General features: G+C 37.7%; 15 protein-coding genes and 1 pseudogene. 11 read left to right on the forward strand and 5 right to left on the reverse strand.

Features of this window, described 5'->3' with window-relative positions; all coding sequences use genetic code 11:
• Positions 1-144 precede the first annotated feature (144 nt).
• Both J2S74_RS10085 and J2S74_RS10090 read left to right on the forward strand, forming a co-directional pair.
• A complete protein-coding gene (locus J2S74_RS10085) occupies positions 145-1851 on the forward strand; it encodes an aldehyde ferredoxin oxidoreductase C-terminal domain-containing protein (RefSeq protein ID WP_307325006.1) in 1707 nt (568 codons plus the stop codon).
• A 32-nt stretch (positions 1852-1883) separates the two neighbouring features.
• A complete protein-coding gene (locus J2S74_RS10090) occupies positions 1884-2105 on the forward strand; it encodes a MoaD/ThiS family protein (RefSeq protein WP_307325009.1) in 222 nt (73 codons plus the stop codon).
• 104 nt (positions 2106-2209) lie between these two features.
• On the opposite strand, the gene J2S74_RS10095 is transcribed toward J2S74_RS10090, so the two are convergent.
• Positions 2210-4144 (reverse strand): ATP-dependent DNA helicase, encoded by a 1935-nt coding sequence (locus J2S74_RS10095; RefSeq protein ID WP_307325011.1) that lies wholly within the window; start codon positions 4142-4144, stop codon positions 2210-2212.
• A 203-nt stretch (positions 4145-4347) separates the two neighbouring features.
• On the opposite strand from J2S74_RS10095, the gene J2S74_RS10100 reads away from it, so the two are divergent.
• From J2S74_RS10100 to J2S74_RS10110, 3 genes are all read left to right on the forward strand, one after another.
• The gene (locus J2S74_RS10100; protein ID WP_307325015.1) at positions 4348-5304 is read left to right on the forward strand and encodes a TRM11 family SAM-dependent methyltransferase; all 957 of its coding nucleotides are present in this window, start codon (positions 4348-4350) and stop codon (positions 5302-5304) included.
• Positions 5305-5394: 90 nt separating this feature from the next.
• Entirely contained in the window at positions 5395-6354 is a 960-nt protein-coding gene (locus J2S74_RS10105) for a ribose-phosphate diphosphokinase (protein WP_307325018.1), read from the forward strand.
• 122 nt (positions 6355-6476) lie between these two features.
• On the forward strand, positions 6477-7649 hold the full coding sequence (locus J2S74_RS10110) for a site-specific integrase (protein ID WP_307325020.1): 1173 nt from the start codon (positions 6477-6479) through the stop codon (positions 7647-7649).
• A gap of 127 nt (positions 7650-7776) precedes the next feature.
• Here the strand turns inward: J2S74_RS10110 and J2S74_RS10115 are convergent, their stop codons facing one another.
• Positions 7777-8280 (reverse strand): DUF2062 domain-containing protein, encoded by a 504-nt coding sequence (locus J2S74_RS10115; protein WP_307325022.1) that lies wholly within the window; start codon positions 8278-8280, stop codon positions 7777-7779.
• 223 nt (positions 8281-8503) lie between these two features.
• Between J2S74_RS10115 and J2S74_RS10120 the strand changes: the two genes are divergently transcribed.
• The 3 genes from J2S74_RS10120 to J2S74_RS10130 all read left to right on the forward strand — a co-directional run bounded on the left by J2S74_RS10120 (position 8504) and on the right by J2S74_RS10130 (position 10787).
• Entirely contained in the window at positions 8504-9670 is a 1167-nt protein-coding gene (locus tag J2S74_RS10120) for a TraB/GumN family protein (protein WP_307325024.1), read from the forward strand.
• A gap of 77 nt (positions 9671-9747) precedes the next feature.
• A complete protein-coding gene (locus J2S74_RS10125; RefSeq protein ID WP_307325026.1) occupies positions 9748-10077 on the forward strand; it encodes a toprim domain-containing protein in 330 nt (109 codons plus the stop codon).
• 92 nt (positions 10078-10169) lie between these two features.
• Positions 10170-10787 (forward strand): HD-GYP domain-containing protein, encoded by a 618-nt coding sequence (locus J2S74_RS10130; RefSeq protein ID WP_307325390.1) that lies wholly within the window; start codon positions 10170-10172, stop codon positions 10785-10787.
• 43 nt (positions 10788-10830) lie between these two features.
• On the opposite strand, the gene J2S74_RS10135 is transcribed toward J2S74_RS10130, so the two are convergent.
• The 3 genes and pseudogenes from J2S74_RS10135 to htpX all read right to left on the reverse strand — a co-directional run bounded on the left by J2S74_RS10135 (position 10831) and on the right by htpX (position 14931).
• Positions 10831-12666 (reverse strand): SpoIID/LytB domain-containing protein, encoded by a 1836-nt coding sequence (locus J2S74_RS10135; RefSeq protein ID WP_307325029.1) that lies wholly within the window; start codon positions 12664-12666, stop codon positions 10831-10833.
• 149 nt (positions 12667-12815) lie between these two features.
• Positions 12816-13823, reverse strand: a pseudogene (locus J2S74_RS10140) (DUF3231 family protein).
• 205 nt (positions 13824-14028) lie between these two features.
• Positions 14029-14931 carry a protease HtpX gene (gene htpX / locus J2S74_RS10145; protein WP_307325030.1) on the reverse strand — a complete coding sequence of 301 codons (903 nt, stop codon included), beginning with the start codon at positions 14929-14931 and terminating at the stop codon, positions 14029-14031.
• A gap of 215 nt (positions 14932-15146) precedes the next feature.
• On the opposite strand from htpX, the gene J2S74_RS10150 reads away from it, so the two are divergent.
• The 3 genes from J2S74_RS10150 to J2S74_RS10160 are packed head-to-tail and all read left to right on the forward strand — an operon-like array spanning position 15147 to position 19637.
• The gene (locus J2S74_RS10150) at positions 15147-16064 is read left to right on the forward strand and encodes an AAA family ATPase (protein WP_307325399.1); all 918 of its coding nucleotides are present in this window, start codon (positions 15147-15149) and stop codon (positions 16062-16064) included.
• 4 nt (positions 16065-16068) lie between these two features.
• Positions 16069-17310: a DUF58 domain-containing protein gene (locus J2S74_RS10155; protein WP_307325032.1), complete on the forward strand. Its 1242-nt coding sequence runs from the start codon at positions 16069-16071 to the stop codon at positions 17308-17310.
• Positions 17298-19637, forward strand: coding sequence for a transglutaminase-like domain-containing protein (locus J2S74_RS10160; RefSeq protein WP_307325033.1), 2340 nt, complete (start codon positions 17298-17300; stop codon positions 19635-19637). Before J2S74_RS10155 ends, J2S74_RS10160 begins: the two co-directional genes overlap by 13 nt.
• Positions 19638-19677 lie beyond the last annotated feature (40 nt).

Consider the following 19677-nt stretch of genomic DNA (forward strand, 5'->3'; position numbering starts at 1 on the left):
AAGTACTAGACAAAAATAGGAATAAAGCATGAGTGCATGAAAAATACAACCTACCAATTATGAAAGAGATAATGGCATACATATCATTAAAAAGGGAGTTAAACTTTTACCTTTCTAATACAAATCAGTATAAGGGGTGTAATGATGAAAATATTAAAGATTAATATGGGTAATTTATCAGTGAAGGAAGATTTGGTAACAAAGTACAAGAGGTTAGGAGGAAGAGCCTTAACATCTAAGATTCTTCATGATGAAGTATCCCCGACATGTCATCCCCTTGGCCCTAATAACAAACTTATTTTTGCTACAGGCTTGTTAACGGGTTCAGGTGCATCTAGTGCAGATCGTTATTCTGTGGGGGGAAAAAGTCCATTAACTGGTGGAATTAAAGAAAGTAATGCTGGGGGGATTTCTGGATTAACCCTTGGTAAATTGGGGATTAGAGCCCTTGTTTTTGAAAACATAAGAGAAGACTTTAAAATTGTTCATTTATCTAAGAATGGGGTCAAGTTCGATGATGCTGCCCCAATTTTAGGGAAGGACTTAAGTGAAGCGGCTTCATGGATCCGTGGTAAGTATGGGAAGCATGTGGCTGTATGGTTAATTGGTGTAACAGGGGAACAAAAAATGAACCTAGCAGCTATAGCTGGACAAGATAAGGATGGTCACCCCACGAGGTATAACGGAAGGGGCGGTTTAGGTGCGGTAGCAGGTTCAAAGGGGATAAAAGCGATTGTACTGGATGCAAGTGGTGTGGAGAAAAATCGTCCAAAGAGGAAGGAAGAATTCAAGAAATCACTAAAGCAATACCACGGGTGGTTAATGGAAACGCCAGCAACCTCGAAGGTTCTTCCTGAGTTTGGGACAGCATCCCTAGTGAAAACAACGAATGCATTAGGAGCCCTTCCGACGCGAAATTTTTCCATTGGTGTTATGGAGGATTATGAAAATATATCGGGTGAGAAGTTGAGAGAAATCATCCTAGAACGGGGGGGAGAAGGAACGCCAACCCATGCTTGTATGCCTGGATGTATTATTCGCTGCTCTAACGTTTTTTCTGACAAAGAAGGAAACCGTGTTACTGGACCAATAGAATATGAGAATATTGGATTACTAGGCTCCAACCTTGATATCAGCAATTTAGATGATATTGCTGACCTCAATCTCCTTTGTAATGAATATGGAATTGACACCATTGAAACTGGGGGGGCTTTAGGGGTATTAATGGCACAAAATGTTATTCCATTTGGGGATGGTAAACGAGCGGTTGAAGTGTTAAAAGAGGTAAAAGCAGGGACTCCCCTAGGGAGAATTATTGGGAGCGGAGCAGAAGTAATTGGCAAAATATATGGTACCGTTCATGTTCCAACAGCGAAAGGTCAAACAATGCCTGCGTACGACCCAAGGGCTATCAAAGGGTTAGGTGTCACCTACGCCACTTCTCCAATGGGTGCTGACCATACAGCAGGTCAAACGGTCAGGGCGCAAATTGATCACCATTCTCCTGAGGGGCAAGTGGAAGTATCGAAGAATGCTCAAACAGTTAATACCATATGGGATCATCTTGGAATGTGTATGTTTAGCTCAGGAGCTGTTCAAGGCCGATGGGACATTTTAGCTGACTTAGTTTCTGCTTATACAGGTGAAGAATTTACTGGAGAAGATATAGTTGCCATTGCCAATGAAACATTGAAGGTAGAGCATTCCTTTAATCGGAAGGCAGGTTTTACGAAGGAACACGATAAATTATCGGAGTACTTCTATTATGAAGAAAATAAAGGAAGTAAAACTGTCTTTGATGTAAACCAAGATGAGCTGGAAACCATAGGTGTAGAACGGAACGATCTATAGTTTGCTACCCATTAAAAGATAGGGGTCTTTGTATGATTATAAAAGTGGTGTCCTTTATACCTTATTTAGAAAATATTAATGGTGAGTATCAGTTAGAGAAAGAAGCTACGATAGAAAAATTCGTAAACTCTCTCGGAATTAAATGGGACGACGATGCATTAGTGGTTGTGAATAACACAATTGTCAAAGATCGTACTATGCTTCTAAATGACGGTGACTTCGTTCAGTTATTAATACCACTGTCAGGTGGATAAAACGTAAGAGGTTGACTGAAAGGTGTTTTTTAATAAGACACTGAAAAAGGGAAAAACATCCTTTTTCAGTGGCCTCGTTTTTTAACCTATCGAGTCAACCTCCTTTAAATTTCACTTAATGGTCTTGGGAGTATGGCTGATATTTCGGTTCCAAAGGTTTGTTTTTCTTGTTCATGCATCCATATATGAACAGTCCCTTTATCTTGGCTCGTCCGAATAAGTCTTCCTATTCCTTGTCGTAATCGAAGAAGCATGTATGGTAGGTCCACTTCTTCGATTGGATTAGCTGTATGATTTCGTTTTGCCTCAAAAACAGGGTCCTTTGGTGGAAAAGGCAGAGAAGAGATGATAACCTGAGAAAGGGCAGGTCCTGGAACGTCTAGCCCCTCCCAAAGGTGATAGGAGCATAAAACTGTGGGTTCGTTTTTTTGAAACTCCTTCACCATTTTGCTGATTTCTTCGTCACCTTCATATATTATTGGAAAACTCCACTCTTGGTTGGACGCCCATGAGCGAAAACGTTCCATCTCCTCAGAGGAAGTAAATAAAATAAGTGATTTCCCTCCGAAAATGTACAGCTGCTCTTTGATTTTTTGCCATTTCTCAAATTCTTCCGTTTCCACATGTACATGTACCTCCATTTGCTCCTCATAATCAAAGGGAGAAGAAACGGAAAAGGATTGGTAGTTTTCAATGCCGAGGCTTTTAGCAATATAACTAAAATCACCTGATTTGGATAGTGTGGCTGATGAGAAAACAAAAGGAATGGATTGAGAAAACACCTCTTTTTTCAAAACATCCTCCACCAGTCTTGGCATAATGACAAAGGAGGTTTCCATAGCAGATTCCTCAAGCCAATAAATTCCCCCGTCGTCTTTTAGTAAGATAGATAATCCGTAGGAGTAAAATTCCAAGTACTCCTCAATAATTTTCAAGTGATAGTCTTCCATTACAAATAACTCCGCATCGAAAACGAGTTGATCCAGTAAGTGGGATACCTTTTCATTTAAGGAAGAAGCAATTTCAATCAGTTCCTTATTTCGAAGAATTTCTCTCCGGCTTGAGCCTTCCACTTCCTTCCCTTGATTTTGAAGTAAATCAAACCATTCATCATGCAGGGCAAGAATATCTTCAATTAAATATAATGATTCTTCCCGTATATCTTGATTTAGGTAGCCGGTTAAGATATTCGTTAATGTTTCCGAATGAAATCGATACGTTAATCCCTTCTGTGCAGAGAACTCCAATAAATGTCCTTCATCAAAAACCACACAGGAAGCTTCTGGTAATAGTGGGAGTTGTCCTTCCCGTTTTCGAGATTCCTTCGTCCAAACATGTTCCATGTAGAAATCATGGGAGCAAATGACTAAATCCGCTGCCTTACGATAATGCTCCCTGTGGAGGGTTTGTCCGCATCGATGGCGCCAATCACAGGTGGAACATTGCTGTAATGGATCCCATGCCACGTCTGACCATATGTTATTGGATAACCAAGGGTAATCCTTTCGATCCCCGTATTTTTCAAAGGAAGTCATAGATTGTGTGGAATCAAATACGAAGCTGGGCAACTCGTGATACACTCGGAGAATATCTTCGTTGTCTTTATTTCTATGAAGTAATTCGTCTATCTTTTTAACACAGACATATTGATCGCGAGCTTTTGCAAGTCTAACATCAATCTTTAGGCTTAATGCCTTTTCCAGCTTTTCAATATCACCGTCCTTTTTAACGAGCTGTTCGATAAGCGTTTCGTCGGCACAGGAGATAATTGCTGGCATCTGTTTATATCGGGCATAACAAATAGCATAGAGTAGATAAACGAACGTTTTACCTGTACCAACTCCAGCCTCAGCAAAAATAACATTTTTCTGTTTGAAGGCTTGTTCCAACTGAAAGGCCATAAATATTTGTTCGTCTCTTAACTCATAGCCCTTTTCAGGGAGTATGTCATAGAAAACGTCTCCAATGTATTCTCCAAGTTGATTGAAGAAATTTTCCGTTTTAGAAATGTTGAAGGGTAGTGTAGTTATATTTTTCATATGTAAAGTGCTCCTGTTCCTATTCATCTTTAATACTATAACCAAAATTACGGGAAATGTCTCTAGTTTTATGTGGATAAAACAGATATGAAAGAGATTACCCATACATGGAGAAAGGATATAAATAATTTTTGCAATTTGCCTAAAACAAAGCTATCATTTTGATGTACATATAACGAACCACATGTAAAGGATGTGAACATTTGTCCCATCAAGATACTTCTTACTTATATACCTATTCTTTCTATGAAGAGGAATTAGATTTATGCCATCTCGAGATGCGGTCTTTTTTTGGCTTTCAATCTGAATCGAATGTTTTGTTAAGTAATATAAAGGTAGATCCCAATCGCAGTCCATTTATGAAACATCGGTTAGATATTATCTTTCGAGGAGCATCCCAAGAGGAGATCATCCACAAAGTTAGAACTTTACCCAAAACTACAAACTCATTCAAAGTTGTTTTTGTAAAGAATCCGGACATCCCAAAAGGCCTGCAAGTTCCCTTCGAACAAAGGCGGCAAATAGAGAGGGAAGTTGGTCAGCATATTCCAGGGACAGCGAATTTAAAAGACCCAGATAGCTTATTCGGATTGATGTTTGTGAATGATCAGTGGGTTTTTGGAACATATATAGAAAGTGAACCCATATGGCATTATCATCAGAAGAAGCCGCAGCATTATTCCACTGCCCTTAATACTCGGGTGGCAAGGGCTGTTGTTAATATTGCTGTTCCTGAACCAATGGGAATAACGGCTATTGATCCGTGCTGTGGGATTGGGACTGTATTAATAGAGGCACTATCAATGGGGATTTCCATTAAAGGCAGCGATATCAATCCATTGGCAATTCGTGGGGCAAGGGAAAATCTTATTCACTTTGGCTATAGTACGAGTATCGTTCAAATAAAAGACATACGTCACATCACGGAACGTTCTGATGTGGTTATTATGGACATGCCCTATAATTTATGTTCTGTGCTAACAGATCAAGAAAAACGGGACATGATTCAGACTGCCAAGCTTATTGGTAAAAAAATTGTAATAGTAACTATTGAGCCGTTGGATGCATTAATTGAAGAGGTTGGGGTGAGCATAGTTGATCGCTGTATCATCAAAAAGGGACTGACCTTTCAGAGGGAAGTTATCGTAGTCAGGTCATAAAATTAAAAATAGATTACCTAAATAACTTTAAATCTTAGCTTATAACTATTAAAATCAAGGTAGGTCAATTTGTGTTGGAGGAATTATAAAATGACATCATCAAATAAATCAAATATGAAAATCTTTTCTTTAAATTCAAATCTTCCATTAGCCGAGGAGATTGTTCAGCATATAGGCGTAAATATGGGGAAAAGCTCAATTAAACGATTCAGTGACGGAGAAATTCAAATGAATATTGAAGAAAGTATTCGCGGATGTGACATCTATCTTATTCAATCTACAAATCAGCCTGGAAATGATTATCTTATGGAGCTACTTATTATGGTAGATGCCATGAAGCGTGCTTCTGCGAAGACAATTAACTGTGTTATTCCATATTTCGGATATTCCCGTCAAGACAGGAAAGCTCGTTCTAGGGAGCCGATTACGGCCAAGTTGATTGCAAACCTATTAGAAAAGGCAGGGGCTGACAGGGTAATTACGGTTGATTTACATGCACCACAGGTACAAGGATTTTTCAATATTCCTGTGGATCAATTATTGGCTAGGCCAATTTTAGCTAAATATTTTGTTGAAAAAAACCTTGATGACGTAGTAGTAGTAGCTCCGGAAAACAATGGAGTCGTCCGTGCACGTCACCTTGGAAATATTCTTCATGCACCGATTGCACTCATTGATAGAAACCGCCGTTTAGAGGATCCTACTTGTACGAGTGCTATGGACTTTATCGGTGATGTTGCAGGAAAAACGGCTATTATTATTGACGACATGGTAGATACAGCCCGGACGATTACTACAGCTTCTAGAGCTTTAATGGAAAAGGGAGCAAAAGAGGTGTATGCTTGCTGTACCCATCCTGTATTGTCTGAGCCAGCTGTTAGCTGGATTGAAGAGTCTCCTATTAAGGAGCTAGTAACAACGAACACGATCCTTCTTCAAGAGGAAAAGAAAATTGAAAAAATTAAAACATTGTCCATTGCACCACTTTTAGGGGAAATGATTATTAAAGTGCAAGAAGAAAAATCCGTAAGTACTTTATTTGAGTTGTAGTATTTTCTAAATATAGTACATCACTAAGAAGAACATGTGTAACGATTTTTTTGCACGTGTTCTTTTTTTGAGAGGAATTCAGTACTTTATGGCGAAGGGTTAATAAACGGGGAGGGGTTTCAATGCTTAATTTGGAAAAGCAAAATGAAATTAGAAAGCAGATACTTGATTTTTCAGAGAGTATGCTTTTAAAAAGGAATGTGGGGGCGAACAGGACGTGGCGTTTTTCGTTAGAGCGTTTCGTTGATTTTATTAATGATAAAGGGCTTGATTTTGATGTAGGAGCTGTTAATGAATACATAGGATATCTTGAGGGTAAGGAGATGGGCCGTTCTGATATCCAAAGGGTTGTAGAAGTAATTTTTTCCTTCGGTGAGTTTGTTAACATTCCGTTGGATAAGGGGCGAGTGAATTTTAAGTTTGCTGACAAATTAGATCCTGTTACTGTTTTGGAGGAAGATATTATCCGGACGGAGAAGGTCTTGTATGAGGCGGTTGTTACTGGGGAGGAAGGGGATTTTGGAAAGAAGCGGGATACCATGAGGAATTATTTAATGTTCAGGCTGATTCTAGAAACAGGAATGGATACGTTGGAATTGATTAGGCTTGATACTGATTCTCTGCAGGATAATGGATTGTTAATGATTCATGATAGGGAGGTTCCTTTATCTCAAGGGTTACAGGATTTAATTAGGGAGTATATTTCCTTTAGGAAAAAATATGACGAGTCTCTTTTCATGGATCAGGTTGCTTTCGAGGTCAACTCCTTGAAAGGTAGCAATGATTTACAGCAAGATAGAGAATTGGAGCAATTTTATCGATTGGCTCTTCCTGAAAAATTGGAAAAAATTGAATTGCTTTTAGGGGAGCAAATGCGTCTAGAGGAGGAAGTTCTTCAGTTAGAGATGCTGGATGATGGGGAGAACGATGAAAAGATTGCTGAACTGGAAGATGAAATTGACTCCATTGTGGAGAGGATTAATGAAAGGAAATCGGTCCTTGTTTTAGAAAGAAAAACAGGGGAGTATGAATTTAACCCCGCTATGTTTGTGATGGAAGGTTATCACAGGTTAGTGGAGGATGTGGTTGAGGAAATATTAAAAATGGAGGCGTTCCCAGTTCAGCTTCTACAGTATTCGGCAGCGGAAAAATGGGAGAAGGCTGGTATAAAGCCCAACTTAATTAATCAATTTTTAGGAAATAAGGGGAGTATTTTTGGAGGGACAGCAAGTATCGCTGATTTTAAACAAATTATTGAAGCTGGATTTTCATTTACTAAAAGAAGCTTCCAGTAAATAACGTTGTTTTGGAGCTGTGATTGCAGCTCTATTTTTTCTATATATAAATAGTTGTTGGTGGTGAATGAGGTATACATTTTTGTACAAAGCCTGCCATCTTAAAGAATCTAGGGCAGGGGCAGTGTTAAGGGTGTCGTTTCATTCTCCATTTTTTGTGGACAAATTTAAGGAGCTCTTTTCGGGAGTTTTTTACAATAAAATAAATCATAATATACGTAATGATTCCAAAGGAAATAATATTAATGATCATTCCTATGATGAATGCTTTACCGATCTTTAAGCCTACTTCCACAACTTCTTCCGCTTCAACTTCGTCTGTTTCAATGATAACTTCTTCAATTTTTTCCCCAATATCAATGGGCATGAAGGATTCCCCCACGACAATATTAAGGTAGAACATAAAGGGGAATGCCCATAAAAACAACATTCCTCCAATAAAACCGGCAACTGTATTCCCACGAACTAGTTTTGGTCCAATGGTTGAAAGAAATGGTCCAAAGCCAAAGGTAGGAACAAAATTCATGAGAAATCCAAAAGTAAACCCCCTGGCAATACCATGGGATTTATCCTTTATTCTTAATAAACGTATGATTAAGTACTTTAATTTCCGTAAATGTTTTCTAAGCATGATCCAATTCCACCAATCACTTTGGAGTATTAGTAATGAATTCTAGTTTAAAATGTAGTACATTTTAAAGGATTTATCCATAGTGAATTATTGGGTAAATAGAATTGTTTTTAGGAACAAATTGTATGCTTATTATGTTCATTATTATATAATGGAAGAAGTTATGGTAGTTATACTGAAATCGTTTTTCTTTAATAGATAAATGTTAAAAGGAAGGTAGTTTATGTCAGAACAAAACATCACAAGAATAAATATGAATGGTAAGGAATTGATCCTTATTGGAACAGCGCACGTATCGAAGCAAAGTGCGGAGGAAGTAAAAGCAGTTATAGAAACGGAACGACCAGATTCAGTTTGTGTAGAATTGGATGAACAACGATATCAATCCATTTTAGATGGCAATAGATGGAAAAACATGGATATATTTAAGGTGATTAAAGAAAAAAAAGCTACTCTACTTTTAATGAACCTTCTCATATCCTCCTTTCAAAAAAGAATAGCAAAGCAGTTTGGAATAAAACCTGGACAAGAAATGATTCAAGGTATTGAATCTGCAAAAGAGGTTGGTGCAGAGCTTGTCCTTGCCGATAGAAATATTCAGATTACTTTTTCACGCATTTGGCGTGGAATTGGGATGATGGGGAAAGCGAAACTTCTTACATCCATTTTCGGTAGTATTTTTAACAAAGAAACCATTTCCGAAGAAGAGTTGGAGCAGTTAAAATCTAAAGATATGCTCAACTCTATGCTTCACGAATTCACTCAGCATTTTCCAAGATTGAAGGTTCCTTTAATTGATGAAAGGGATAAGTATTTAGCGCAAAAAATCAAGGAGGCACCTGGGGAAAAGGTTGTAGCTGTACTTGGTGCTGCACACGTACCTGGGATAAAGGAACAAATTAAAGTAGACCATGATTTGAAGCCATTAACGAAGCTACCTCCGAAATCAAAGGCTCCGAAGTTAATTGCTTGGGCGATCCCCATTGTGATTTTGAGTATTATTGCTTATACGTTTTACGCTAATCCTACGGCTGGAATGCAGCAAACATTGAGTTGGGTTTTGTGGAATGGAACCTTTGCTTCCATTGGGGCAGCAGTTGCCTTTGGGCACCCACTAGCGGTATTGACTGCCTTTTTAGTGGCACCGCTGAGTTCATTGAATCCGTTAATGGCAGCTGGGTGGTTTGCCGGTATTGTGCAAACCTATTTCCGCAGACCGAATGTATCTGACTTCGAGACCTTGTCGGATGATGTATATAACGTAAAGGGATTCTGGAATAATAAGGTCACCCGTATTTTATTAGTGGTAGTATTAACGAATATTGGAAGTACCTTGGGAACCTTTATTGGCGGTGCAGATGTAGTTCGATTGTTTATTCAAAACTTATAAAGCATAGATTGGTAACAGGGCACACTCATTCATGGACAGGAGTGTGCCAATTTTTTTATAATGGGGGACTGAAGCTTATGTTAGAAAAGGTTTTGATTGTAGAAGGAACAAGTGACCGTAAACGGATAAAGCAAGTCCTTGATGAACCGGTAGATATTATTTGCACTTACGGTACATTGAGTGAGGAGAAATTAGAAACGTTGATTTTACCAGTGGAGGATAAGGATGTTTATATTCTTGTGGACGAAGATGATGCTGGAAAAAAATTACGGAAGCAGCTGAAGAGGGAATTGCCAAATGCAACTCACCTATTTACACAAAAGGGATATGGCCAGGTAGAAACTACGCCATTTGATTATTTAGTACAAGAATTAAGGGCATATTTTAAAGTAAGGGATCTAAAATAAAACTACCAAACTACGGAATATTCCAAATTTTGTGGCGTTCTGACAAACGAGATGATATAATATTGGAGAATAATGGTAGAAAGGTATTTTATATGGGTCATAATGCGGAAAAACTTTTTGAACAAATATCGCAGGATAACGAAGTTATACACGTTTTTAAATATCATTCATTGCGGGTGATGAGCTTTTCGTGTAAATTGGCTAAAGTAGTTGATTGTTACGATGAGGATATGAAAATTGCCAGCCTATTACATGACATTGGTAAAATGGGTATATCCAAAGAGATATTACTTAAGCCCGCAAAGCTAAGTGAACTTGAGTATCAAATAATTAAAGCTCACAGTCATATAGGTAATAATATTTTAAGGAGCATTTTAAATCTTCCTAGGGCAGCACTTTTTGTCCGTGATCATCATGAACGGTGGGATGGATCGGGGTATCCAAGAGGATTAATAGGAGAGGAAATATCTATTCAAGGGAGGATCATTTGCTTATGTGATGCCTTTGATACGATGACGATAGATCGTCGTAATTACAACAAAAAGACATTAAGCTATGATGAAGCATTTGAAGAGCTTCGACGGTGCTCCTGGAGTCAGTTTGACGGGGATTTAGTAGAACAATTTATTGCAACCGTAAAGGCGTTATCTATTCCACATAATGAAAAGTGGTATGAAGATAGGGATAAGATCAATGAGATTTTTCTATAAGGTTACTCAAAAGGACAAAACTTACCTTATGAGTAACCTTCATTTAGTGAATTTCTATTCGTTTAACATGTACTATCCTTGCAGTCGGATTCCAATGAACGGTCCCATTTAGCTGTTCAGAAATAAATCTTAATGGAACGAAGGTTGTACCCCTAATAATTTGCGGGGCCACATCAATGGTTTCGTTTCTACCGTTCACCGTAACGCTTCTACTGTTGTCTCTTAAAACTAATCTATTGTCCAGATCCGTTATTGTAATTGTTCTATTGGTACCGTTCCAGTGTACATTTGCACCTAGCTGCTCACTCACAAACCTTAGTGGTACTAATGTTCTACCGTTGTTAAGGAAAGGTGCTTCCAACATTCGAACATTCTGGCCGTTCACTCTCGCTGTTTTACTGTTAATGGTTAATAGTATCTCTGTGACTGCTTCCTTTACAGATTCCTCTGATGTCTCATCCACCGTTTCCTCTATTGGTTCATCCTTTGAATCTTTTGGTGGTTCATTAGTCGGTATTTCGGTAGGGGATTGATTTGATGCAGATGACACCAACTTTGTTCCTGGATAATAAAACTGTAAAATGTCTTGGTAACTGGCACCTTGGTCAGCCATTCCTTTAGCTCCCCATTGACTCATTCCTACACCGTGACCAAAGCCGCGACCAGAAACTATAAATGAACTGCCAGTGACTTCAACACTGTCTATTAAGTAACTTCGGACTAAACTTATTCCAATCATAGCTCTAATTTGTTGAGCGGTTGTATCTTCTAATCTAAGCTCATGTATACGAAGGGAGCCATCAGAATTTCTAACATATTCATTGTTGGCTAGAGACTTCACTGCAAACTCTACGGTAATATCTCCCCTTCGAACTCTTCCGCCTGACGTCCGTTGATTGGAAAAGGAAAGCCTAGGAACAGAGGTAATTTTAATTTCACTATTGGGATAACCATTCCTTGATAACCAAGCTTTCATGTTATTTGTAATAGTAGCGTCCACTTCCCTTGCTGAGTCCCACCAGGTTTCAGGGCGTTGAAGGTCCCTATTCGTTAAATCTATTTGTATTTTATTAATACGGAAATTCCATGGGTGAATGGGATCATATGGATCGTCCTTAATCGGGAAGTAAGGTAAACTTTGTCCACCCCAAGCATTGGCATTAGATTCCGTTCTGCCTCCATTTGAGGATGAATAGACAGTTAAAGCCAAGCTATTATTAAAATGGATAGTCTCTCCAGCTGTCTCAGTGACTGCTCTTGTACTATTAGGATGCCAAGCATAACCAGCATAAACTTGATAATTAATGGTGTCATTAATAACCCTATGAATATGCGCCATGGCATAGGTTCTAGCTGCAATAGCTTGTACCTTTAATGCTTCGATAGCCCAGGAAGCTGGCATTTCATGGGGAACTACACCCTTTAAATAATCCTCGAGGGGTAACGTATTTACGGGACGAATAAATGACCCCTTAATGGCAAATTGCATATCTCCTAAATAGGGCCGATTGTTAATTCTTAAAAGGCTCTGTTGATTATATTCATTAGGTTTAAATGTGAAAGATGTGTTTTCTTGTAATTTGATAGAACCATCATATAGAGCTAATTTTCCATTTTCTATTTTTATTCTGTAAGACCTATTGGAGTCTATACTTTCGTCGTTAACAGTATAAGCTCCATTCAAGGATATGGATAATTCCGTAACATTTCCAAGGTAATTTACTAATTCTACATTTATTAATGGGTTATAAGAAACTTGTTGGCTAAAGGGTGTCACATTATTTTGAGATATGTACTGTTGTTCTATTGCAACTGCCACTAATATGAGAACGATAGAGAACAATGTGAAAAATATGTTAAATCGCTTAATTCTAATCACTTCCTAAGGAAAAAATAAAAATGTTTACCTTTAATATGGATGAATGTACCAAGTTATATGGTAGTGAATATTTTCCAGATAACTTTTACTCCTTTTCCTTATGAAAAAACAGCCGCCTGTGAGCAGCTGTTGTAAAAGCGGATATTTATTCAATGTTTCTCTTTAGAAAGCTCTTTTCTATTTGGAGCTAGTGGAGGCTGTTCCAACCACTTATTTTTTGTCATGATATTGTACCATTCCTTTGTAATCGTAAGGCCTTTTAAAATGATCTTTTCATAACTTGTTATTAGGTCTGTCCTCATAGAAGATGCTAGGCCAGCACCATAATAATTTTGGGACATCTGTAATAAAAATCCCATTTGATACATTATTAACTTATCTGAAAAAGGAGAATCTGTAGACGTTGTCACTTCCGTTTCCCAAGACATTGGTACAGGTAAGTTATCGTCCTTTAGTATTTGACATAAGGATTGTATTTCCTCATTAGATACTTGTTGTATTTTTTGTAAAAATTCTCTAACTTCTTCTGATTGAGTTACCTGACTAAACCCAATAGACAAGGTCTTCTCCAAGATCTTTTTCTTTATATTAATAGAAAGACTAATTAATTCTGTAGCAGATATGGGGCGTTTATATCCAAAAAAACCATCTAAAAATTTCTGTTCCGTTACAAATTCTATATTTTCTTTAGGGTAAAAATAAGGGTCTCGTTGAAAATGGCCTTTTTCTAGTAGCAATTCAATTGATTGATGAAAGATTTGTTTTCCGTCATTATCGCAGGAATCGTAGAACTCGCGTAAATCTTTTCGTACAGCTGTTGTCAGTGATGTCATATGTCCTAGGAGACCATGTAATGTGGTTATATGTAGATATTATAAACAGAAAGTATCTGAAAATAATCTTTTTGCCCTAAGGTTAAGATCAGATTCTGAAAAACCTAACGGGATTGGGAAACCTTCCTTTTCAATAAATGCAGTAAGTTGTCTTTTTTGATTAGTAAACTTTCCAATTGCATCTTCAAATATTTTCTTTATCTTTTCATCTTCAATAATGGAAAACATATATTTTAGGACAATTTCAGTGGCAGTGCCATTCACATATTCACCCCATAATGTACCTATTTCTGAAGAAGTAAGTTTCAGATTATCTTTATCCATTAAAATCACCTCACCTTAATTTTTCCCATAAAATAACATTTATATTATATTTTATAAAAAATGGAAATTATTTTTAATAAAATAGGAAAATAGGAGGTTAATCAATAAATAGTGAAAAATTTTAAACCTGAATAAGAAGAGGGAGGCACGAATAAAGGTTTGTTTTAACCTTTTGTGTCTCCCTCAATTTTTATATCTGTTTTTATTATCGTTGTTCTAACCTTTTAATTCGCTCATCTAAATCGGGGTGGGAGGAGAAAAGCTTCGCAACTCCACCTTTACCGCTTATTTTCATTGTTTGAATGGCTGAATCGTCATTGTGCCCTCCAACGTTGGCACGATTAATATGGGCTTTTAACGAGCGCAGCGCATGGGCCATTTTATCACGGCCTGCTAAATCAGCGCCTCCACGGTCTGCGTGGAATTCTCTGTATCGTGAGAAGGCCATAACCACAATACTTCCAAGAATAGAGAAGAGAATTTGGAAGATAATAATTGCGGCGAAACGGACAACGCCTTGCATTTCAGAACGGACAAGACGTGAAACAAGAATTGCTGCAAGTCTTGAGAAGAAAACAACAAATGTATTCACAACACCTTGTAGTAATGTCATCGTTACCATGTCCCCGTTAGCAACATGGGCTACCTCATGGGCAATAACCCCTTCTACAGCGTCATCGTCCATAACATTTAATAAACCAGAGGATACGGCTACCAATGAACGTTTTTTCGATGGACCTGTTGCAAAGGCATTTACCTCAGGAGATTGATAGATCCCAACTTCAGGCATATGCATTAATCCAGCTGCACGAGATAGACGGTGAACCTTTTCCACAACGGCACGCTCTTGTGCAGTTAATCTACCATTAGGATCTAGTACCTTTACGTTCATCATTTTCTTAGCAATAAATCTAGACATAGCAAGTGAAATAAAGGAACCGGTGAATCCAACGACTAAGCTGAATAGACCCAATGCAACGAAATCGATTTGTCCTCCAGTTTCGATTGCACCGATGTCGAAGTAAGTGGTAATGAGTGACCACACAATAATGATCGTTGTCATTACTAGAATGTTAGTTAAAATAAAAAATAATACTCTTTTCCCCATCATACGCCTCCATTTATTTAAATATACTCTTCTATTTTACCATGTTTTTATTAATAAATAGAATTAGAATTAACTAGATTTAATTTTTATAAATATTTAGTAAGGAATATGCCTAATAAATCCAGAATAGTTTACAATGGAAGTAGAACTTTTTTTCATAAGAATAAAAAGGAGGTCCCATATTGGAACAATACAATTTAAATATTTTAAGAACAATGGAAGAAAATTTAGGGTACTGCCTTTTAGGGAAAAAAGAAGAAATAAAACTCCTGTTAATCGCATTAATTTCAGGGGGGCATGTATTATTGGAGGGAATGCCAGGTACTGGGAAGACCTTACTAGTTAAGGCATTGGCTGAAATGATAGAAGGGGAGTTTCGCAGGGTACAATGTAATCCTGACCTATTACCATCTGATATTACAGGTTTTTCCATTTATCATCCGAAGGAAGAGAAATTCATTTTTCGGCAAGGTCCTGTAATGACGAATATATTGTTGATGGACGAGATTAACCGTGCTTCTACAAAAACACAATCTGCACTACTTGAAGCTATGGAAGAAAAGCAAGTAAGTGTAGATGGGGATATCTATCCGTTACCACAACCTTTTCTTGTTTTAGCTACCCAAAACCCAATTGATTTCGAAGGAACGTACCCTCTACCGGAGGCACAGCTGGATCGCTTTATGATGAAGATTCACATAGGGTACCCCGATCAAGCTATAGAGAAGGATCTCTTAATTGGCAATGGTACCAGTAAATCTATTGAAAAGATAAAAGGGGTTACAAATATTGAAGCCATTAGTGAAATACAACATAAAGTAGAGGAAGTATATGTGGATGAAAAAGTCATTGATTACCTATTGGATATTGTCTCGCAAACAAGGGAGCATCCCCAATTGATACTTGGGGCTAGTCCAAGAGCTAGTCTTTCTCTTTTAAAGGGTGTAAAAGCACTGGCTTTAATTCAGCAGCGTAGCTTTGTTACTCCTGACGATGTGAAATTCTTAACTCCATACGTATTTTGCCACAGGTTCATTATAAATCCTGAAGCGAGAATGGATGGTAGCACAGAATATTCCATCTTACAGTCTATATTGGAAAACGTAAAGGTTCCTAAAGGATTGGAGAAGTGATGACATGCTGCAATGTAAAAAACGCTGGATCCCAAAAAATCAACGTTTTCTCTTTATTACACTTCTGTTTTTTTGGAGCTGCAGTTTGTTTTTTTTCCTATTTACTGGGGGAAAGCTAGCTCTTATACTGCTCTTTATCGTCTCCCTTTTAACAGCGTATCCAATGGTACTGGAAAGATGGAGCGGCATTAACAATATTTCTGGAACGAGAAATCTGCTCCCTGATAGGCTAGAGTCAGGTAATTCCATTACAATCAAAATAGATTTTGAAATCCCTGGAGTTTGGCCTATAACGTATATATTTGTAAAGGAGTATTTATATCATAGACATGCTAATGTAAGCCTTTTTGAAGCTTCCTTTGTTCCTGATTTTTATAGAAAGGGGAGTATTGAATATACGGTACCCCGTCTTAAAAGGGGAATCTATCGTTTTGGTCAAACAGAGTGCTCGACGGGGGACATTTTTAATTTATTTCAACATAAAAGTGAATTAGATTATAGCTCTACACTCCGCGTTTACCCACGAACCGTTCCTATCAAACAATGGATTTATGTGCAAAGTTTGCTCGCTTTGTCCCATCGTTCCTCTACCTCTCCCCATCAGAGAGAAACAATTTATATAGATGGAATAAGGGAATATGTCCCGGGTGATCGTATGTCCCATATTCATTGGAATGCTTCAGCTAAAACTGGAGTATTGAAATCTAAGGAGTTTGAAAGAGAATCCCATCCAAAGGTAATTATACTCCTTGATCGAAACCCATCTTCTTATACAGGTGAAGAGCAGTTCGAATTGGCTGTAAATGTGGTAGCGTCCATTGTTCCTTTTATACAAAAACAACAAATGTCTCTAGGTATCCTTTCTTCTGGAAAGGAATATCCTTTTTTAGAAATGAAACAAGGGGCAAGGTTTGTTCCTCATATTGATAATTTTTTATTACATGTTCAAATGGAGGGTACTGAAAATCTTGAAGATCTTATTTTTGATAAGAGATTACCCTTAACAAGTGGAACAGTAGTTGTAATAATTACCCCTAATAAAACAGAGGATCTATTACTAAATCTTAAACAATTGAAAGAAATGAAGATGTATCCTTGTCATTTAGACATAATACATTCATCAGAAAAAGCCAAGAGTGAAATTTGGAGAAAAAGGTTGGGTACACAACAAGTTCCTGGATATTCAATCTGTTGTTTAGATGATCTTCCTGTCATGCTGAGAGGTGATATATCTTGGGGTCTATAGGTTGGAATGGTATTCAATCTTTTCTCCAAAAAAAGGATTGGATTCATCTTGCTTCTGTTTTATTAATAGGTGTTTTTCTTTATACACTTCATAAGTCTTTTTCCATGGTTAGTGCCATAGAAAATATGCACGGAATTACAGCTATATTGGTAATCGTTTGTATACTGGAAATGTTTTATCCAGTAAGAACGTTATACCATCGTTTTATACAGGCACTACTTTTTACGATAGGGTCGTTATTTTTATTAGGATGGAGGCCTGCAGTTTTTTCTGTAGAATCATGGGAAATAGATGTTGTGATCAATACTCTAGTAGTTGATGTGGTTCAAATGCAAAAGTTATTCCCGAATATTTGGTTCATTCTTGGAACGTGGCTGCTTTATTTAATTGCAATTAAATGCTTCCAGTTTAAATATTTTATATTGGGAACAGTTATTATTACAACTGTCACTTTAGCGGCTGTTGATACATTTACACAATTATCCTTCTTTTTAGAAATTGTGATTATGATTTGCTCAGCTCTTTTACTACTTATCATGAATCACTTTAAAATGCTCCGAGAGAAAAGCCCTGCAGGGTGGGATCATTTAACTTATTATCCAGAAACATTGTTAGTACCCATTCTTATCTTTTTTGGATTTGTGCTCATTGCAGCAATATTTCTCCCTGATACGAAACCGGTCATGACAGACCCTTATACAGCTTGGAAAAACTATACAGAAGGGGAGAGCGGGAGGATATCTTCTCAACAGTATAATGTGGAGGGTGTAGGAGCTTCAGGTACTGGAAATTTTATTTCAGGGTACAGTCGGAATAGCAGGGAGCTAGGCGGGACATTTCAGTTCGATTATTCCCCAGTTATGACTGTTCAAACGTCTCTTCCTTACTATTGGAAAGGGGAGACCCGAAGCTATTATAGTGGCAGAGGTTGGGAGTCTAGGGAGTTAGAAGATGGCTACTTCTTAGAAAAAGCTTTCTCCCTTTCTCATGAAGGGGTAATAGAATTAAGCCGTGATAGAGTATATGAGTACAGCCCTGTAGACCGATCTTTATTGGAGACGAGAGAAGTGGTCCAGACGATCCAGTTCGAATTAAATACGTTATTGCCTTATCCGGTACTATTTGGTGCCTCCTCAATGAAAAAGATACAAATCATAGAGGAGATAGACTTGGAAGTGGCGGGAGGAGTTACAAGTTGGGGCGAACATTATGAAAACGATGAATTATTTTCAGAGAGAGACTTCCCAGTTTTATGGTTACCTGTTGTGGAAGAATTGCATTATATAGGAGATGGAGCAAGCTTCCCAGTTATTTATGAGGTTGTTTCAGAAGTGCCTATAATTGATGAAGAAGCTTTAAGGGAAGTGGACTTTCTTGAAAATGCGGAAAGTTGGGAAAGGTATTTACAGTTACCAGATGAATTACCGGATAGAGTGGTACAACTGGCACAGGAGATTAGCCAGGATGCAGTCAATCCATATGATCAAGTAAAAGCTATTGAGACCTATTTAAGAGAAACGTATCCGTATACCACAACACCCAATGAAAGTTTAGGCGAAAGTGATGATTTTGTGGATCGATTTCTATTTGAAATTAAAGAGGGTTACTGTGATTATTTTTCCACTGCAATGGTTGTTTTAACTAGAGCATTGGATATTCCAGCACGATGGGTAAAGGGGTTTACAGAAGGTACTAGGCAAGACGACATGATAGAGTTCTATTACGAAGCAGGAAATAACATGGGACCAGGTACTTATATCGTTAATAACGCTAACGCCCATTCTTGGGTGGAGGTTTACTTTGAAGGATATGGCTGGATTCCCTTTGAACCAACCCCGCCTTTTTCTGTGCCTGTAATAATAGGGGAGCGGGAAGTAGAGGATGCTGTAGAATTGGAAGAAAACGTATCAGGTAACGTAATTAATGGAGAAAAAGATCCAATTATTCCTTTAATACCAACCCTTTTAATCTTACTTTTCCTTTCTATTTCAGCAATAGCTTTGGGGTATTATGGAAGAAAGATAGATTATAAATGGCCATGGAAGAAAAGAACGTATCAACCATCAAATGGAGAATTAATAATTATTCATATGGAAAATCTCTTAGAGGTTGGACAACGAAATGGCTTTAAAGTACTAGATCATGAAACATTAAAAGAAACATTCGAGCGTTGGAGCGTTCAGGAACCAGCGTTGGTAGGAGGCATAGACGAGGTTGTAGCTTTGTTTGAAAAAGCAAGCTATAGTAGTGAAAGTATATCCAGCCAAGAGCTAGAAAGAGCAAAAAAGAAGATTGTGGAAGTAGAACAGGTATTAACAAGCTCCTAGCTCATACTATTGAACATTCAACAGAAGAGGTCGTCTCAAA

Source organism: Evansella vedderi (assembly GCF_030813435.1).
GTDB classification, from domain to species: Bacteria; Bacillota; Bacilli; order Bacillales; family Salisediminibacteriaceae; genus Evansella; species Evansella vedderi.